Raw genomic sequence first — 16605 nt, forward strand, 5'->3', positions numbered from 1 at the left:
TATCTGCAGTGGTTTTCACTAGTGGTCTGTTTGTGTCGCTGTTAAACGCTACCGTTATGGTATCGCCTGCATCATACCGACCGTTGTTTGATGGGTTTGAGGCGATTAGATTCGCTATGTAAGGACCTGGAGGACGAATACCAAGACTTCCAGTTATGACAGCAGAGGAACCAGAGGATATGGAATTGCCCTTGTCATTTTTGATATTGGCGGATGTCTCAGATGTTATTGTCGTACCAGATGTTGGGTCTGCTCCTCCTGCAGTATCTGTCACGTTTATGAGAAATATCTTTGAGGTCATCCATTGTCCAGTATAAGATGTACCAATGGGCTGTGAAAAGGCAAAAAGATCATTTACGTGTGCGGTGTCAAGCACAGTACTAGTAGAACCTGCGGTTGGTTTGTTTGTGCTGACCGAAAAGACGATGGTGAGGAGTGTGCCGTCATGGTAGCCATTATGACTTGGGTTTGATGCAGATGCATCGACGATAAATGGAGCATCCGGTGCGATAAATGAACCTGAAAGGGGTGGTGAGGTAGATGTGGAGCACATTGTATTCTCGGCCCTGTTTAAAAGGCATATCACGTCGGTATGCCTAACGGTAATGGTAGTAGAACCAACCACCGGTACGCTGCTGCCTGTGGTAGATGCTGTAATTACAAATGTTTTGGCATCAGTCCACTGTCCTGTATATGTACCATCTATTTTTGGAGAGAAGGAAAAAAGATCATTTACGTGTGCGGTATCAAGCGTATTGGATGGATATGTGATGGAGCCATTTGTCGGCCTTGAAAAGATAACTGTCATCGTATCGGTTGACTGGTATCCTCCATGTAGTCCTCCAGGATTATCCGCAGAAAAGAGGGTTATTTCAGGTCCTACTCTTGCATCAAAGGAACCTGAAAGTGGCGGGGAGGTAGATGTGGAAAATGACGAAGTACCTGCAGCATTTGTCACCTGGTCTGGATTTACGGTTGCGACAAGGGCTCCAATGGATGGCGGAACAGCGTCGGGATCTGTAACCGTAATGACAAATATGCTCGGTTCTGTCCACATTCCTGTGTAGTCTGGTACCCAGTGAATAGGGCTGACCGTTCTGGCTGAATGAGAACAATGCATCGACTCCGGCCTTGTCCTGAACTGTCGTACCTCCCGGTCTGTTTGTACCATCCGAGAATCTTATCGTAATGGTAACTCCGCTTGTATAACCGTTGGACGCGGTAGGATTGAATGCGGCCAGCGTCGTTATATATGGACCTGGGATTGTTCCAAATGATCCTGAGAGTGGCGGGGAGGTAGATGTGGATGCAAGAGATGTACCGTCTGCACTCTTGAGGTTTGCAGCCCCGTTTACGGTTAGAGTCAGCCCATTAGCACCGGTCGTGGGCGCTGTCTGTACCGAAGTCTTTATTGTAATAAGTAATTCAGACGAGCTTAGCCATTGCCCAGTATAAGATGTACCAATGGGCTGTGAAAAGGCAAAGAGATTGTCCAAATCTCCTTTGGTAGCAACAGCTGGTTGGTTTGTCGGTTCGTTGAACTGTACATTTATCGTGGCTCCTGATGAATATCCTGCAGATGCAGGATTTCCTGCAACAAGCGATATTATTTGTGGGCCATTATTTTCAATAGAGAGCGTGTTTGATGCAAGGCCTTGAAGGCCTGTACCTAATGCATTTGTAGCCTCGATACGGAACTGGTACAACGTACCGGATGTAAGACCTGATACTGTATATGATGTAGCGCTGCTAGCAGTGTTTGCAACAACAGGGCTCCATGTGGTACCGTCCGTAGAATAGTCTATTTCATACTGAATTATGGAATAGCCGTTTGAGATTGGGGCAATCCACGACAGGAACACACTTCCGCCAGGTTGTCCCATTATAGTAGGTGCTGTCGTTTGTGCAGGTACATCGCCTGCTGTCACTGCAAGTGATGACACTCCTGCAGAGCCCGTGCCAAGTTGGTTGATTGCCTCGATACGGAACTGGTACAACGTACCGGATGTAAGACCTGATACTGTATATGATGTAGCGCTGCTAGCAGTGTTTGCAACAACAGGGCTCCATGTGGTACCGCCGTCTGTCGAAGAATCAATCTCGTATCCAGTGATGCTGTAGCCATTTGAGATGGGGGCGTTCCATGATAGCGAGATCTTGTCCCCGGCAAGGGCGGATGCTGCAGGTGCTGTCGTTTGTGCAGGTACATCGCCTGCTACAGTACCGACTGTCGGACTTGATGCCAAACTAGTATCACCCGCATTGATGCTGCTAATCTTGTAGAAATATTTGTCATTAATCGTGAGGCCTGAATCAACATAGGCTGTTGCGTTGGAAAATGTAAAGACTAGTGGTGTATTTGGCCAGTTGTTACCGTCTGTACTTCTCTCTATCTTGTAACTTCTTATCTGTCCTGTACCTGAAGGAGGCGTCCAAGAGAGCAATATTTTTTCTCCAGCCTTAGCAGTAGTGGAAATGGGTGACGGTGGATCCGGGTATGTGTCAGTAGATGAGGTTCCAGAAGGAAGACTCTGTCCTCCAGAACTCAAGGCCGAAACACGGTATATGTACATGGTATTTGATAAAAGTCCGGTATCTGAATAAGATGTGGTGGCGGTGCCAGTGTTTGATGTCACGGCTGACCATGTACTGCCATCAATGCTTCGCTCTATCTCATATCCGGTGATGGTACCGGAGGGTGCAGCCCACGACAGATTGATCTGGGAAGTAGATATCGAGGTAGCAGACAATGATGATGGAGCAGTAGTTGTTGTTGTTGCGGAAGCAATAGATGAAGCGCTGCCTGTACCGCCATCCCCTATAGCAAAAATTCTGTAATAGTATGTCGTAGATGGGTTAAGTCCAGTATCTGAATAAGATGTGGTGGCGGTGCCAGTGTTTGATGTCACGGCTGACCATGTACTGCCATCAATGCTTCGCTCTATCTTATATCCGGTGATGGTACCGGAGGGTGCAGCCCACGACAGATTGATCTTTGAATCAGATACGGTAGTTGCTGCTATATTTGGTGGAGATAGAGGTAATGTGGTTGTAGAAATTGGTGAAGATGGATTGCCTGTACCCAGTTCGTTTATTGCAGATACTCTGAAATAATACAACGTATTTGATGTAAGGCTGGATACAGTATATGATGTCAGCACAGGTTTAGCATTTGGTACCTCGGTCCATGTGTTTCCGTCCGTAGAATAATCTATTTCATACTGAATTATGGAATAGCTGTTTGAGATTGGGGCAATCCATGAGAGACTAGCAGATGTTGTTGATGTCATAGATAATGTCAATCCTGTCGTTTGTGCAGGTACATCGCCTGCTGTCACTGCAAGTGATGACACTCCTGCAGAGCCCGTGCCAAGTTGGTTGATTGCCTCGATACGGAACTGGTACAACGTACCGGATGTAAGACCTGATACTGTATATGATGTAGCGCTGCTAGCAGTGTTTGCAACAACAGGGCTCCATGTGGTACCGCCGTCTGTCGAAGAATCAATCTCGTATCCAGTGATGCTGTAGCCATTTGAGATGGGGGCGTTCCATGATAGCGAGATCTTGTCCCCGGCAAGGGCGGATGCTGCAGGTGCTGTCGTTTGTGCAGGTACATCGCCTGCTGTCACTGCAAGTGATGACACTCCTGCAGAGCCCGTGCCAAGTTGGTTGATTGCCTCGATACGGAACTGGTACAACGTACCGGATGTAAGACCTGATACTGTATATGATGTAGCGCTGCTAGCAGTGTTTGCAACAACAGGGCTCCATGTGGTACCGCCGTCTGTCGAAGAATCAATCTCGTATCCAGTGATGCTGTAGCCATTTGAGATGGGGGCGTTCCATGATAGCGAGATCTTGTCCCCGGCAAGGGCGGATGCTGCAGGTGCTGTCGTTTGTGCAGGTACATTGTCATAAACAAGCACACGATTATTGTTTGTATCTGCAATAGCTAGTTTTCCGCTCGAGTCAAATGCTATTCCGCCTGGATTGTTCAGTGTGCTGGCAGACAGGCAGTTATTATTGTCATCGTCATGATTGTCATTGCCGCAATCTCTGCCCTGGTCCCTATTGTTGTTATTTGATACAAAGTCACTCTGGCCCAGTACTACGGTGGCGGCTTCGTCAGTTGTAAATCCGCTTCCCTTTGAATACATCAATACTCGGTTGTTCTGCGAGTCTGCCACCCAGAGGTTTCCTGCAGAATCAAATGCTATTCCGCCTGGATTGTTCAGTGTGCTGGCAGACAGGCAGTTATTATTGTCATCGTCATGATTGTCATTGCCGCAATCTCTGCCCTGGTCCCTATTGTTGTTATTTGATACAAAGTCACTCTGGCCCAGTACTACGGTGGCGGCTTCGTCAGTTGTAAATCCGCTTCCCTTTGAATACATCAATACTCGGTTGTTCTGCGAGTCTGCCACCCAGAGGTTTCCTGCAGAATCAAATGCTATTCCGCCTGGATTGTTAAGCGAAGAGGCAGACAGCTGATCCTCGTCGTTGCTCTTTGATGTAAAGCTGTTCTGGCCAAGAACCATTGTTGCAGCAGCACCATTTGTACCAAGGTTTGTTTTTGAATACATCAATACTCGGTTGTTCTGCGAGTCTGCCACCCAGAGGTTTCCTGCAGAATCAAATGCTATTCCGCCTGGATTGTTCAGTGTGCTGGCAGACAGGCAGTTATTATTGTCATCGTCATGATTGTCATTGCCGCAATCTCTGCCCTGGTCCCTATTGTTGTTATTTGATACAAAGTCACTCTGGCCCAGTACTACGGTGGCGGCTTCGTCAGTTGTAAATCCGCTTCCCTTTGAATACATCAATACTCGGTTGTTCTGCGAGTCTGCCACCCAGAGGTTTCCTGCAGAATCAAATGCTATTCCGCCTGGATTGTTAAGCGAAGAGGCAGACAGCTGATCCTCGTCGTTGCTCTTTGATGTAAAGCTGTTCTGGCCAAGAACCATTGTTGCAGCAGCACCATTTGTACCAAGGTTTGTTTTTGAATACATCAATACTCGGTTGTTCTGCGAGTCTGCCACCCAGAGGTTTCCGCTCGAGTCAAAAACATTTCCTTGTGGAGAGTTCAGGGTATTTTGTGCAGTGTCCTTTTCCCCTTTTGAAGTAAAATTTGGTTGTCCAAGAACTGTGGCGGCAGGCTGTCCATTGATGATCGCCCATGATACTACAGGTATAATTTCTAATCCCGCCAAGAGAAGTATAAATGAAAAGACTAGAATGGACTTGCAGAAAGAATCAAAATGAAAGACAGTAGCAAGTCGTGTCATAGCATATTTTCCCACATTCTATTTTCGCAAACCCTCCAGTGCCAGATCTCCTGCACAATAATTAATTCCCAGTTACAGATAGATCTTCCTTTGGTAAAAGATAGGCAGGTAATTTTTGTAAACTCCGTCATCAAGTATCCTAGTTTCTTTCTTTTACTTGCTTGTCTATCATGTAAGATGAAGTTATCATTCATGGGCTTAGTCCATCAATACAAGATACTGTCCAACTTTAATATTTCTTGCATGTTCAACACAACCAAATCGTTTGATTTGATCACAATACGCAAAATTTGGTGAATAGGTGCATAAAAAATCATAAAAAGAAGAATATTGTCAGTATTTGAGGGCGGAGTATATTTTCCAGTCTCCTGATAGTTTGCAAACTCGTGTGCCAGACGACTATGTCTTGGCATGTCACAAGCTTAACATTGACAATTGCCTTCAAATAAATTGTGCCCAATCCTCAGTTATTTTAAAATCAGGACAAAACCATCATTTTTTGATTCTAGTCTTACAAGCCTGGTCTTTTGGCAATCTAAGATACATCAGGAAATCATCAATGGTGGAATCATCTTGAAGCGTATATTTTTTTCCTTGAAACTCGATGGATACCGTTTTCTTAGTTATTGTTTCCATGCGATGTTCTTATGATAAATTATCTACTTTATATCCTTTATTATGTATTTGATCATCTGATCACTTTATTCTCATTGTATTTATGTGCCCAAAACCGAGTCTTCACAGGTTGCCAGGTTAGCCAAGCGGTACGGCGACCGCCTCGAGATCACATACAAGGTAGCGGTTGTGCTTCTGCACTCAGGGGTTCGAATCCCTTACCTGGCGCTGACCTTTTTTTATTCATGGTCTTGATACAAGATGCGCGTTATGAATCAATCAAAAGCAACATACAGAAAATATTACATGTGCAAAGTCAGTTTCGCCAAGACATGTGACATAATCAAAAAATCATTGTATTTTCAGTCATGTTTTGGACCAACCATTTCATCACTTTTTACATTCTGATCCCATCTGCCCTTAATACCTTTGAAGATAAGGTACACGCCTCCTCCAATGATACACAATGCAAGACCAAGATGCAGGAGCGCGTCTTGTTCTTGTTGTACGCAATTAACATGTATTGCCGTTCCAGAGGAATAATCATAACAATCATCAAACTGGTTTTTTTGTATAGAAATCTGATTATATTGTGAGCCTGCCATGCCAGCAATATAAAAGCCTGCGAAGATAATTAGAGATCCTATCAGTATTAGCCTGATATCGCTCACAGCGGTATTTTCTTATGCATAATATTTAACGTTGTGACATACTATCTTTAGTGATGGTCTTCGGCTTTGGAAAGAAAAAAACAGTGGAAAATCCAGTCAGTCCAGTTCAGCACCAAAGAGAGGTTGCCTTACAAGAGATCCCAGCAATCATCAAAGAACTTGAGGTCCCTCGCATATCAAATATCCTTCAAGAAGCCAAACGGCTAAAAACAGAGATCGAATTGAATCGAAAAGACATCCATGGCATAGTTTTGCATTTAGAATCAGACGACCTAAAACTTGATGATGTGGACAAGAATCTAAAGACAGTTGGAAAAAGAGGCAAAGATGCAGTAGTGGCAACCATCAAGAAAGAAACTAGCGGCAGACTAACCAATATCGAGAGATATGATGATGTGGTAGCAGTCAATAATGAAGTTAATCAGACACTCAAGAGAATCGGAGATATTTTAGGATTACATACAAGAGTGATGCATGTTTTTGCAAGAAAATATGCGGATAAACTCAAAGAGGAGATTGCAAAGCTTGCTCAAAATAGAAACGCCCTGCAGATGTTAATAAATGGACAAGAGAATTTCAAATCCAATTCTGAATCCATACTTGATCTCATCAAGAAAATGGATGAATTGAAAATCAAAGAAAGGCAAAAAAATCACAGGTTGACCGAGATTAGACATGAGAAAAGTGAGACGTTGCAAACCATTACAAGACTTGAGCTAGAAATATCAGGATTGAAGGCAAAACCTGAGCATAGAGAATTCTTAGAAGTGCGAAAAAAAATAGATTTGTTATCTCAAGAAAAACAGGAAATAAAAGGGAAAATAGATGCTCAGTTTACCAAAATTTCAAGGCCGCTCAGCAAGTATAGTTATGTTTCTTCATTTGACAAACCAATGAAAAAATTGATGGAAGAACTTATTTCTGATCCCTATGAAGTCATTTCAGCTCACAACAAAGAACCAGTAATTGAGATTTTACAGGCAACTGCAAAGTCAGTGGTGGCAGGAAATGTTTCAGTAAAAGATTCAGACAAGTCAATAGAATTAATCGAAGAAACAATAGATAGACTGGATGAATTTTTAAAACTAAAAACTTCTTTTGCAAAAAAGATCTCAGAACTAGAAGCAAGTCTAAACGTATTTGACATAAAAACACTAGAAGGAAAGGAAAAAGAACTTGAAAAGACAAGATCAAACATAGTTGATTTGGAAGCATCCAGTGAAAAAATAGGAAAAGAGATCAAAGAAAACGAGTCAGAGCACAATGCCATAAAATTAGAGATAGAAGCAAAGACGACTCAACTAAATAATGGAAAAGTCGTCATTAAAACATAGAATTGAAACCTCTATTTTCTAAGGTTAATTAGTTTCCACGTAAAGGTTATACTGTGATATTTAAGAGAACGCAACGAGTACGTAGAACCGTTACTATAACTAAACAAATCCGGGACGGAATTCTTACTTACTGCAAGATGAACCATCCAAATGAGGGAATTCTCATTTTACGCGGCAAATACAAGAAAGGGCAGGTCTTAGTCGATGGTCTGGTCATACCTCCATTCTCACACACTGGACCTACATTTGCAGGTTTTCCACATTCATTTCTACCTCTAGATGCCAGCTATGTTGGCACCGTTCATTCACATCCAAGCGGGGTAGCAAAGCCTTCTGTCACAGATCTGCACAATTTTTTTGGTTTTGTTTCAATAATTGTGCAGTCCCCGTATGATGATAATGACGTGTTTGCATATGATAGGGATGGAAATCTACTTGAAATCACAATAAGTTTGGATTAATCATGACAAAAATTTATAAGCTTTTTGCTATAACAGGTAATGTTGATAAATTACAAGACTTACCTCATTTTCCTTTTTGGATCACTTGCAGTTAGCATAGGGCTACAGATGCTTTTGCCGTGGCCATTTGGCTTGATAGCAGCATTAGCGATTTTCATAGTATTTCCTCTCTTCTTGAGAAATAGAGCGCTCAAAAGAATGGGAGGGATGGGGACAGATACTGGTAGCGGTGGTGGAGGATTCTTCGGTCAAGGCCAAGGAGTCAAGTACATCTGTCTTGCATGCAACAATAGATTCAAGGGCGGTACCTGTCCAAGATGTGGCTCTAAGATGAAAAGAGCAGACTTTTAAAATTTAAAATGACTCTTGAAGATCTTAGAAAGAAAGCATTATTCCAGAATACAATAGATACTTGGATAATGCTCTGTGAGGAGAAAAATGCGGATTGGTATTCTCCAGAAGATTACAAAAAATTCATGGCTCATCTTTTCCAAAATGGACTCAAACTGCAAAAATTTCCCCTATGCATCAAAGAATCAGGCGGAATGTATCAGAGAGGAAAAGACAAGACGCAGTTTGCAGAATCACTTGCCCAGTCTACAGATCCCAATGCTGCTGCATATACCATCAGGCTTAGTGACGAAACAATAAAGATAATTCGTCAGTTCAATTCTAACGTCGTAGCTTAGGATTAACTATTGCGTCCATCGCATGACCGATAAAGACAAAGGCAAGACCAGTTATTGCAATCATGATTCCAGGAGGCAGTATCCACCACCAGAGCCCTCTTTCTGCAGCTCCGTAGACACTAGCATCATGTAGTATCTGACCCCACGTAGGAAAAGTTGGATCGCCCAGTCCCAAGAAGCTAAGCCCTGCCTCTGTAGTTATTGCCGCTGGAACCGAGATTGCAATGCTTGCAAATGTGTAAGGAAGAAGCTGTGGCAGAACATGTTTGAATATTATCTTAAAATCTTTTTGTCCCATAAGTTTTGATGCCTCAATGTATTGCAATGTCTTAATCTGCATAGCCATGCTTCTTGATACTTTGGCAATCCCTACCCAGCCAAATATTACCAAAAACCCCACTATGAGAAATATACTATTTCCAATTGTAACTGCCAAAATGATCAAGAGTGGAAGTGCAGGCATTGCATATATGATATCATTGAAACGCATCAGTGCCTCATCAGTAGTCTTTCCCTTAAAGCCAGCAAACACACCATAAACCAGTCCCAGTATTACAGAACCTATTGAGACGGTAATTCCAATAAAGAGTGCCAATGGAGTCCCCCACAAAATCCCAACTGCCAAGTCACGCCTCAGTTCATCAGTGCCCATCAGTCCATACACTTTACCGCCGAGAACAAACGTTGATTGATCAGATGTAATGTTTCCATCTACATCATAGATCTTTGCCTTGAAAACATAATGCCCCTGTAATGCCTTGTTTTGGTCAGGGTCTGAAAAAACAAGATTCTGTGAAGGAATTGAAGTAAGCAGGAAATGAGAACAAAATACTGTTTTCAAGGTTCTTTTTCATTGAATCATCCGTGGAAAACAGCATTCCGGTAAACATTGTTTCATTGTAAGAATAAGGCAGCGATGTAGATGTCAGAACAGAGTTTAGACCATCAGGTCGTGTTACTGATAATTGTACCAATGGTGCACCGGTGTATCTAACAGAATACTGATAGACAAAATCGCTTGGAAATGAGTCATATTCATAATCCACTGTAAAAACTTCAGTTACAACAGATACGTTTCCAGATTTTTGATAGGATTCTTGAGGCTTCAAAATCATGTGTTCTGGAATCTTATGTGAAAGAAAATAGTTTCACCCAGACAGGAAGTGCAGATTTTGGATATGTAAGCCAACTTGCAGGATCATTCCATTCTTTAAAAGTCTCAGCAGGAATGGCAATGAAAGCAACTATTGACATGCAAAACAATACAACCAGAATCCCTATTCCCTACCAGACCTATACCGCTGCTTGAAAATTCTTTCCAAATTTCTTTTGTAGAAAAACTCATTGTCTTCTTACCCTCGGATCAAAATACCCGTACAAGACATCTGCCAAAAATATGCTAACAAGAAAGAACGCTGTTAAAACATACGTTGCACCAATTATAACAGGCAGATCAAGAACGCTTATTGCTTCATAATATAGCCTCCCCATTCCAGGCCAGTCAAATACCGCTTCTGTTATTATCGCTCCACCAAGTGATCCCGAAAGACTTAGAGCAAGAACAGTAACAATAGGAGGAGCGGCATTCTTCAATGCATGACGATACAAGATTTTTTTCTTATCAATTCCGACTGCTTTTTTTGCCATGATGAAATCTTCTTGCAAAACACCGACCAAAAAGTTTCTAACAAGATAGGCCCAAGACCCAAATCCAATCAGAACAAGAGTGATTAACGGTAATGCCATATGATATAACAAAGATGCAATGTACCCAGGATCTGTCATAGAAATTTCTGGCGTTCGCTCTTGCAGGAAATATAGGATAGACGAATGCAAACAAAAAGATCATAATAAGACCAACCCACCAAACAGGAAAACTGCTGCTTATTATAGCAAAACCTGATGTTATCTTGTCAATTTTAGAATTTACTTTGCTTGCAGCAATTGCGCCCAACAATATGCCAAGCAGTGAGACTATTGCAGTGGCAGTTGTAAAGAGAAGAATTGTGTTTGGAAGCCTTTCAAGTATTATATCTTTGACATCAGAAGAGCCCGTATCGCTTGTAAGAAATTTTGCATGGCCAAAGTCTAGTGTTAAAATTTTGTACATGGCAAGGCCAAGTCCGTTGAGGAGTATACCAGGGTTGATCAAGACCAAGTGCCACCACTCGTTGGTTGATCTGATTTTGCACATACGAGTTCAATTGATCAGGGGTCTTGAAGCTTGAGACTAGACTTTTATTGTTTGTAATCTGCTGCCTAATCTCCAGTGCCACACTCTGCTTCAATATTGCATCCATGTTAGAACCGACTAGTGCAATGGTTATCAAAAGCGTGGCCATTAGCACACCAAACATAGTGATTGCACGTTTTGCAAGATATTTCTTGAATCCCATCAGGCTACAACTCCTGAAGTTTGCCTTTTTCTCCTCTTTACATAGACAAAAGCAATTGCTGCACCTATCATTATCAAAGGAATAACTGCAACATAGCTCTGATCATTTACTGCATACTGTATTGTGACTGCCAATGTTTTCAGATGGAATCTCATCTCCTTTTTCCACAGCAAGAAAACTAGTGCTAAATGTATCTGGTCTGTATGCAGAATCTGATATAGTAAAAATTTGCAAATCATTTGCGCCAACAGTGAAATTCATTGTAGTAGTAGCTGGAACGGCAATGCTGAAATTTCCGCTACTTGAATTTTGCATTCCGCTATAGACTAGATTACCTTGTGCGTTAATGAAATAATAATATACATCAGAACCAGGCGTAACTGAGATAGGAATATCCAAATCTTGTCCAATCGTTACAACTGTTGGTACATTTACCTTTTCTATTTTTGGAAGTTGTACTTGTTCAAATTCCTTCCAATACCCAGCACCAAATGGATATGTTGGATCATCAAATGATTTTATAGAGATAGTTCTTGCCTCTGGCAAATAGCTGTCAAGATAGAATGGGCCATTACTAATCATCGCGTTGTTGTGTTTATCTATCCACGATATCGAAGAATTATACCTAAGATCGCAATAACTTGGGCTGGCAAGACCAACCAATGCCTTTGGCACGGTGTAATTTTTTTCAAATTCTTGAAGATTAGATTCTATAATCCGTGCATCTTTTGGAACAATTAACGATAACCAGTCGACATTTTTGTTTATTGCGTCTGATCTTGAAAACGCGAGTTTTCCTTCAGTGACTGACTTTTCCATTGCATACATTAACTCCCATGGCATATCAGGCCAGACCTGAGCAGAATCTGCTATCTCACGATCGTCAAAATGCCAATAATTTTGATATACCTCAATAGTATCATTGTCAATAACTCTAACTCCTATCAGTGTCTTTGCAGCTTGATTTGCCTTTGGAGAATATTCAGAATCAAATGTCTCAGTTTGAGAGGCTTGATCCCATCCCCACTGATAAAGAAAATAAATCCCATAAAGCACGTCATTCATGTCCATAGGACGGCCGTCATGCCAGTTGCTAAATTTCATGTGATATGTTATCTTACTTGTGGATTTTATGCCAGGTCCGACTTGAATCCATTTTTGTTGTGCTGGATCCCAGCGAATTGCGTCACTTGGGACATCAAGTTTTCCCAGAGGACCTGCAGTAGTTACATTCCAGGTGGTTCGCACAGGAATTGTAATCCCAGTATATGGATTTTTAAAGTCGCCAGGATCCATTACAGGCGCCGACATTTCTTGACTGTATGAATCAGTAAACCCAGCTACTGGATTCCATGCACCTTGATAGATTTGGCCTACACCAATTTTTATCGTATCAGAGTCATCTCGTGAATTTATTGGAGTAAATCGACTTGTAATGCCGGCCCCAAAATCATCTATTATTCCTTGAACTTTCTTGTTAGCAACATATTGGTCTACCTGAGCTGCAAGAAAGATCCTAACTGATTCTTGTATGCCGTCAACAACTCCATCATTTATCAATTTAGCTCGAGTCTCAGAAGAGGTGAAATTGCCTACAAAGATTGCTTTTGATATCGAATCCAAAGAACTGTTTTCATAATTCCAATATTCTGGATTATTAAATCCCGGCATGTTTGAAAACCAAGGAGAGTACATTTGAGCAACAGTTACAGAATCATATCGCACAAATCCGCCAACAGTGTATGCTTCAGTGTATATGTTCCACTCCATGTCAGAAGGGTTTGACCCATATACAACCGAGAATGCCTTTGAGAGATCTCCATAATCTGGCTTTACTACAAATCCAAGTTTTTGTAGTTGTGATGAGAGAATTTCTCCTATAGACTTTCTTACTTGGTCGTCATTTCTGATAAATATCGTAATCTCAATTGGTTTTGAATCATAGTACCATTTTCCGTCTATTTTTTGGGCTCCTGCTTTTGTAAGTGCGTCTGAAATCATCTGGTCTGCAAGCGACGGATTGTATCGAAAGTTAAACGCCTGAAGTTTTCCTAGAATTAAAAGATAATCCGGATCATATGGTTTGTATGCAGATATCATAGGAGAGCCGTGACCATTTAGGATTTCATCTACGATCATGTTTCTGTCTACTAGATAATTTAGCGCATAACGAGCTTCTCGTATTGAAAAAGGATTGAATTTTTCAGAAGGCGCAGGGTTTACAAGAAGACTATACTCGGTTCCCGTAGACTGGAATACGTTTAGATCCTGTCTTAGTTGTGGATCTATCCTGTCTGACGGTATTGATGAATAATAGATATCCAAATTACCATTTTTTATTTCCTCTATTGCGGTGTTAGAGTCAGAATATTGTATGAACTCTACTTTGTCTACATAAGTTCCTTTTTCACCAAATGAAACCTTCGATCCTAGAATAAAGAGTGCTAGTATAACAACTAGCATTAATTTCATGATTTGTTTGGATTTGAACTGTATATAACCATCGCCTATTTATTTTAGAAAACAAATAATACAAAATAGAAATTTTTTAACATAATTCATTACTATACCCTGATCTTTATTTGTGGTGGATAATATTTCAAAAACAAGAGATGATGAATTCTAATGAATCTACAGACACTTGTTAAGGGGATTAAGGGAATAATACCGGGAGGGATATCAGTAAAGGATTTTGCAATGGCTACTAGTACTAGTGAAGAAATGGTAGTTGAGATATTGGACAACTTTATGCAAAATGGGATAGGAACGCTGGAGGACGGCGCAATACATTTTGAAGAAAATGACAGGTTAAAGACGGCTATTTTGGCAATTAGCATGGGCGCTCCAATTGACGAAGTCTCTACGCTACTTGAATGGCAAGATTTTGAATCCCTTACTGCCGAGATACTTGAGAAGAGAGATTTTGAGACTATGCGCAATGTCATGCTGACAAATCCCAGAATGCAAATTGATGTAATCGGCATAAAGTCAGGAATTGCAATTTTAATAGACTGCAAACATTGGAATAAAATGAGTCAGTCGGCTCTTGAGAAGGCAGTAAAAAAACAAGTCGAGCGAACCAGACACTTTTTGTCAAAGGAAAAAATACAAGCTGCTGTACCTGCCATAGTTACACTATACCAGCATGAAACAAGATTTATTGAAAGAGTTCCCATAATACCCATCCATCAGCTAGACTCGTTTTGTGATGAATTCTATGGCAATCTAGAAGAACTTCGTTCCTAAAACATGGTATAAAAGAAAAATGCGGTTGTTACAACAAGAAATCCTTGTGTTATACGCATTGCCCTGTCTAGAGATTTTGAATAATCTTCAAACTGCTTGTCACCCATAACTTTTACAGTTGTTTCTTGTGCAAGTAATTCAAACGATGAAGAGGAGATATTTTGTTCTGCTTTTTTAGCAAGCTGCAAAAACCAGGATGATGCATCATCAGATTTTGACAAGCTACCAAACTCAAAATAGCCATGTTTGTTCCTGGCATTTCTTGACTTGTAATGTGTGTCTGAAGTGCAGATCTCAAGTAGATTATACCCATTTTTTGAGAAGTGACTTGCAATTTCTTCTCTTAGTCCATTCTGCATATTGTTAGCATCTGCCCAACCTAAAAAGAATTTTTCATCACCTATTTTCATACACATTATAGCCACCTTTCCGGGACCAAGATCATCAGTCTCAATTTTGAGATTTTCGGCATTTGCAAATCCAATCTCCATTGGCATTGCCTCTTTTGTTATTAGAGTATCCAAGTTGGACTTGGATGCTTTTAGAAGATCATCTGCATCTAATTTTGATATTTCTTCACCCATAGCATTGTGGCTATCAACAATCAGCACTCGTTCAAACCCTCTATTTTTGCCGTATTGTTCAAGTTCTGTTTTTACATATGTTGGAACATCTTCCATCCCATGAGGGGAAAGTGACAGGATCAGAACTGCAGTTTTATCAAACAGCAATCCAACAGATCTGGCTTTGTTTACCTGAACTGTTACTGGTTTTGTGCAGCTGAATCCTTGTTGTATAGTTGAGCTCTTTTGTAGACTGGCAAGATACTGTTCGACTTGAGATTTGGAAGGAAGATTAAGAGAATGATTTGATACGCTATGCATAACCATTGCAGATGAATTAAGATTCTTGTAAATTAGATAAGTTATGTTGCTTCCACCTATTGGATGAAATGGTCCTGGATGAACATCAGGTAAGACAAGCCTGCATTCATTATTTTTTGTTTTAAATAAAATTTGAAATGTTGAAACCTTTGAAGGTTGGGAACGTGCTTCCATCATTGTTTCCATATCGGATGCATCATTTCTTGTGGCTGCTGCAATGTATGCTTGCAGAAACTTGTGAGCATTTGAAACCTTTCCTGCAGCTCTATCGGTAAGTATTGTCCATGCAGTACCTAGGAAAATGAAAACTAGACCAAAAATAATGCCCCTAGGATCAGAAAGTATCTGGTACCATTGTTCAGGTGGTACAAACGACATGAACATTGCAAGCGGTTGTATCAGACACACTGCCAAGGCAGTCTTTACTTTTGCTCCAATTACTGATGTAAATAACCCTATTCTGAAACCTGCAAAGAGAAGCATGCCTTCAGCTATGTAAACTTGTGACAAGTGAGGTTTTGCAAAAACGTAAACAGAGAGCAACCCGCCAATTATTGTGACAAGCCAAAGAAGATTCCCAAAAGCAGACATGTGTAAAGATTTAGAATGATTTGTTTTCAACAATTTAGAATCTATGAACTGAGTTGCAACTAATGCCGCTACAATTAGCAGCATATTGAAGACAAGGCTATCGCTTGACTTGAAATAATAAAGATCAGATAAAGAAACTATCACACATGCAATAACAATTGAAATTGCAAGTGAAACATACGGTGAGGTAGGAGTAAACGTTGTAAGCGTATACCTCTTGTGTATACGGGATACATTATCAGAACTTGCGGTCATGGTGAGAAGAAGATTTTCAAAATCCACGATATGCCAATGAGTGCACTTGGAATGGCTATCACAACCTCTGGTTTCAACTTGTATCCCTTAGTTTCATCCTCAAAGAATCTTAGAAGACCCGCGCTTGATGCTGGAAGTGGTGCTGACTTCTTACTGCTCATGCCATATCACACCC

General features: G+C 41.0%; 15 protein-coding genes, 1 tRNA gene and 1 pseudogene. 7 read left to right on the top strand and 10 right to left on the bottom strand.

Translation table 11 applies throughout. The annotated features are described in order from the left end of the window. Window positions 1-890: 890 nt before the first annotated feature. On the bottom strand, window positions 891-5288 hold the full coding sequence (locus tag DYY67_RS05950; protein WP_166391621.1) for a fibronectin type III domain-containing protein: 4398 nt from the start codon (window positions 5286-5288) through the stop codon (window positions 891-893). Window positions 5289-5780: 492 nt separating this feature from the next. After that, window positions 5781-5924: a hypothetical protein gene (locus tag DYY67_RS05955; protein ID WP_166391623.1), complete on the bottom strand. Its 144-nt coding sequence runs from the start codon at window positions 5922-5924 to the stop codon at window positions 5781-5783. 111 nt (window positions 5925-6035) lie between these two features. Between DYY67_RS05955 and DYY67_RS05960 the strand changes: the two genes are divergently transcribed. After that, a tRNA-Ser gene (locus DYY67_RS05960) sits at window positions 6036-6131 on the top strand. A gap of 134 nt (window positions 6132-6265) precedes the next feature. Here the strand turns inward: DYY67_RS05960 and DYY67_RS05965 are convergent. Beyond that, a complete protein-coding gene (locus tag DYY67_RS05965; protein WP_166391625.1) occupies window positions 6266-6574 on the bottom strand; it encodes a hypothetical protein in 309 nt (102 codons plus the stop codon). 53 nt (window positions 6575-6627) lie between these two features. On the opposite strand from DYY67_RS05965, the gene DYY67_RS05970 reads away from it, so the two are divergent. Genes DYY67_RS05970 through DYY67_RS05985 form a run of 4 tightly spaced genes read left to right on the top strand, consistent with a single transcriptional unit; the run spans window position 6628 to window position 9058 of the window. Beyond that, window positions 6628-7908, top strand: a complete 1281-nt coding sequence (locus DYY67_RS05970) for a hypothetical protein (protein ID WP_166391627.1) — start codon at window positions 6628-6630, stop codon at window positions 7906-7908. 56 nt (window positions 7909-7964) lie between these two features. Then, window positions 7965-8369: a Mov34/MPN/PAD-1 family protein gene (locus DYY67_RS05975; RefSeq protein ID WP_445082577.1), complete on the top strand. Its 405-nt coding sequence runs from the start codon at window positions 7965-7967 to the stop codon at window positions 8367-8369. A 39-nt stretch (window positions 8370-8408) separates the two neighbouring features. Beyond that, complete coding sequence (locus DYY67_RS05980) at window positions 8409-8720, top strand: hypothetical protein (protein WP_166391631.1); 312 nt, start codon at window positions 8409-8411, stop codon at window positions 8718-8720. An 8-nt stretch (window positions 8721-8728) separates the two neighbouring features. Continuing rightward, complete coding sequence (locus tag DYY67_RS05985) at window positions 8729-9058, top strand: hypothetical protein (RefSeq protein WP_166391633.1); 330 nt, start codon at window positions 8729-8731, stop codon at window positions 9056-9058. Here DYY67_RS05985 and DYY67_RS11580 read toward each other — a convergent pair. Both DYY67_RS11580 and DYY67_RS11585 read right to left on the bottom strand, forming a co-directional pair. Further along, on the bottom strand, window positions 9042-9899 hold the full coding sequence (locus DYY67_RS11580) for an ABC transporter permease (protein WP_320415986.1): 858 nt from the start codon (window positions 9897-9899) through the stop codon (window positions 9042-9044). The genes DYY67_RS05985 and DYY67_RS11580 overlap by 17 nt on opposite strands. After that, window positions 9826-10173, bottom strand: a complete 348-nt coding sequence (locus tag DYY67_RS11585; protein ID WP_320415987.1) for a hypothetical protein — start codon at window positions 10171-10173, stop codon at window positions 9826-9828. Before DYY67_RS11585 ends, DYY67_RS11580 begins: the two co-directional genes overlap by 74 nt. A gap of 17 nt (window positions 10174-10190) precedes the next feature. Between DYY67_RS11585 and DYY67_RS11590 the strand changes: the two genes are divergently transcribed. Beyond that, on the top strand, window positions 10191-10367 hold the full coding sequence (locus DYY67_RS11590) for a hypothetical protein (protein ID WP_320415988.1): 177 nt from the start codon (window positions 10191-10193) through the stop codon (window positions 10365-10367). Between the two features lie 32 nt (window positions 10368-10399). Here the strand turns inward: DYY67_RS11590 and DYY67_RS05995 are convergent. The 3 genes and pseudogenes from DYY67_RS05995 to DYY67_RS06000 form a co-directional block, all read right to left on the bottom strand. Then, a pseudogene (locus DYY67_RS05995) lies at window positions 10400-11415 on the bottom strand (ABC transporter permease). Window positions 11416-11453: 38 nt separating this feature from the next. Next, window positions 11454-11588 carry a hypothetical protein gene (locus DYY67_RS10925; RefSeq protein ID WP_255492892.1) on the bottom strand — a complete coding sequence of 45 codons (135 nt, stop codon included), beginning with the start codon at window positions 11586-11588 and terminating at the stop codon, window positions 11454-11456. Further along, window positions 11557-13926 (bottom strand): ABC transporter substrate-binding protein, encoded by a 2370-nt coding sequence (locus DYY67_RS06000; protein ID WP_255492893.1) that lies wholly within the window; start codon window positions 13924-13926, stop codon window positions 11557-11559. The genes DYY67_RS10925 and DYY67_RS06000 overlap by 32 nt, the downstream gene beginning before the upstream one ends. A gap of 153 nt (window positions 13927-14079) precedes the next feature. Between DYY67_RS06000 and DYY67_RS06005 the strand changes: the two genes are divergently transcribed. After that, entirely contained in the window at window positions 14080-14700 is a 621-nt protein-coding gene (locus DYY67_RS06005) for a restriction endonuclease (RefSeq protein WP_166391635.1), read from the top strand. Here the strand turns inward: DYY67_RS06005 and DYY67_RS06010 are convergent. Both DYY67_RS06010 and DYY67_RS06015 read right to left on the bottom strand, forming a co-directional pair. After that, a complete protein-coding gene (locus DYY67_RS06010) occupies window positions 14697-16430 on the bottom strand; it encodes a DUF2070 family protein (RefSeq protein ID WP_166391948.1) in 1734 nt (577 codons plus the stop codon). The two genes, DYY67_RS06005 and DYY67_RS06010, sit on opposite strands and share 4 nt — an antisense overlap. Further along, a complete protein-coding gene (locus tag DYY67_RS06015; protein ID WP_166391637.1) occupies window positions 16427-16591 on the bottom strand; it encodes a preprotein translocase subunit Sec61beta in 165 nt (54 codons plus the stop codon). Before DYY67_RS06015 ends, DYY67_RS06010 begins: the two co-directional genes overlap by 4 nt. Window positions 16592-16605: the final 14 nt, after the last annotated feature.

Source organism: Candidatus Nitrosotalea sp. TS (genome assembly GCF_011319465.1).
Lineage (GTDB): Archaea > Thermoproteota > Nitrososphaeria > Nitrososphaerales > Nitrosopumilaceae > Nitrosotalea.

Coding starts and splice junctions, on each gene's coding strand:
- DYY67_RS05970 (WP_166391627.1), top strand. CDS start 6,628: ATGGTCTTCGGCTTTGGAAAGAAAAAAACAGTGGAAAATCCAGTCAGT.
- DYY67_RS06015 (WP_166391637.1), bottom strand. CDS start 16,591: ATGAGCAGTAAGAAGTCAGCACCACTTCCAGCATCAAGCGCGGGTCTT.
- DYY67_RS06005 (WP_166391635.1), top strand. CDS start 14,080: ATGAATCTACAGACACTTGTTAAGGGGATTAAGGGAATAATACCGGGA.
- DYY67_RS06010 (WP_166391948.1), bottom strand. CDS start 16,430: ATGACCGCAAGTTCTGATAATGTATCCCGTATACACAAGAGGTATACG.
- DYY67_RS05985 (WP_166391633.1), top strand. CDS start 8,729: ATGACTCTTGAAGATCTTAGAAAGAAAGCATTATTCCAGAATACAATA.
- DYY67_RS05950 (WP_166391621.1), bottom strand. CDS start 5,288: ATGACACGACTTGCTACTGTCTTTCATTTTGATTCTTTCTGCAAGTCC.
- DYY67_RS11585 (WP_320415987.1), bottom strand. CDS start 10,173: ATGATTTTGAAGCCTCAAGAATCCTATCAAAAATCTGGAAACGTATCT.
- DYY67_RS06000 (WP_255492893.1), bottom strand. CDS start 13,926: ATGAAATTAATGCTAGTTGTTATACTAGCACTCTTTATTCTAGGATCG.
- DYY67_RS05980 (WP_166391631.1), top strand. CDS start 8,409: ATGTTGATAAATTACAAGACTTACCTCATTTTCCTTTTTGGATCACTT.
- DYY67_RS05955 (WP_166391623.1), bottom strand. CDS start 5,924: ATGGAAACAATAACTAAGAAAACGGTATCCATCGAGTTTCAAGGAAAA.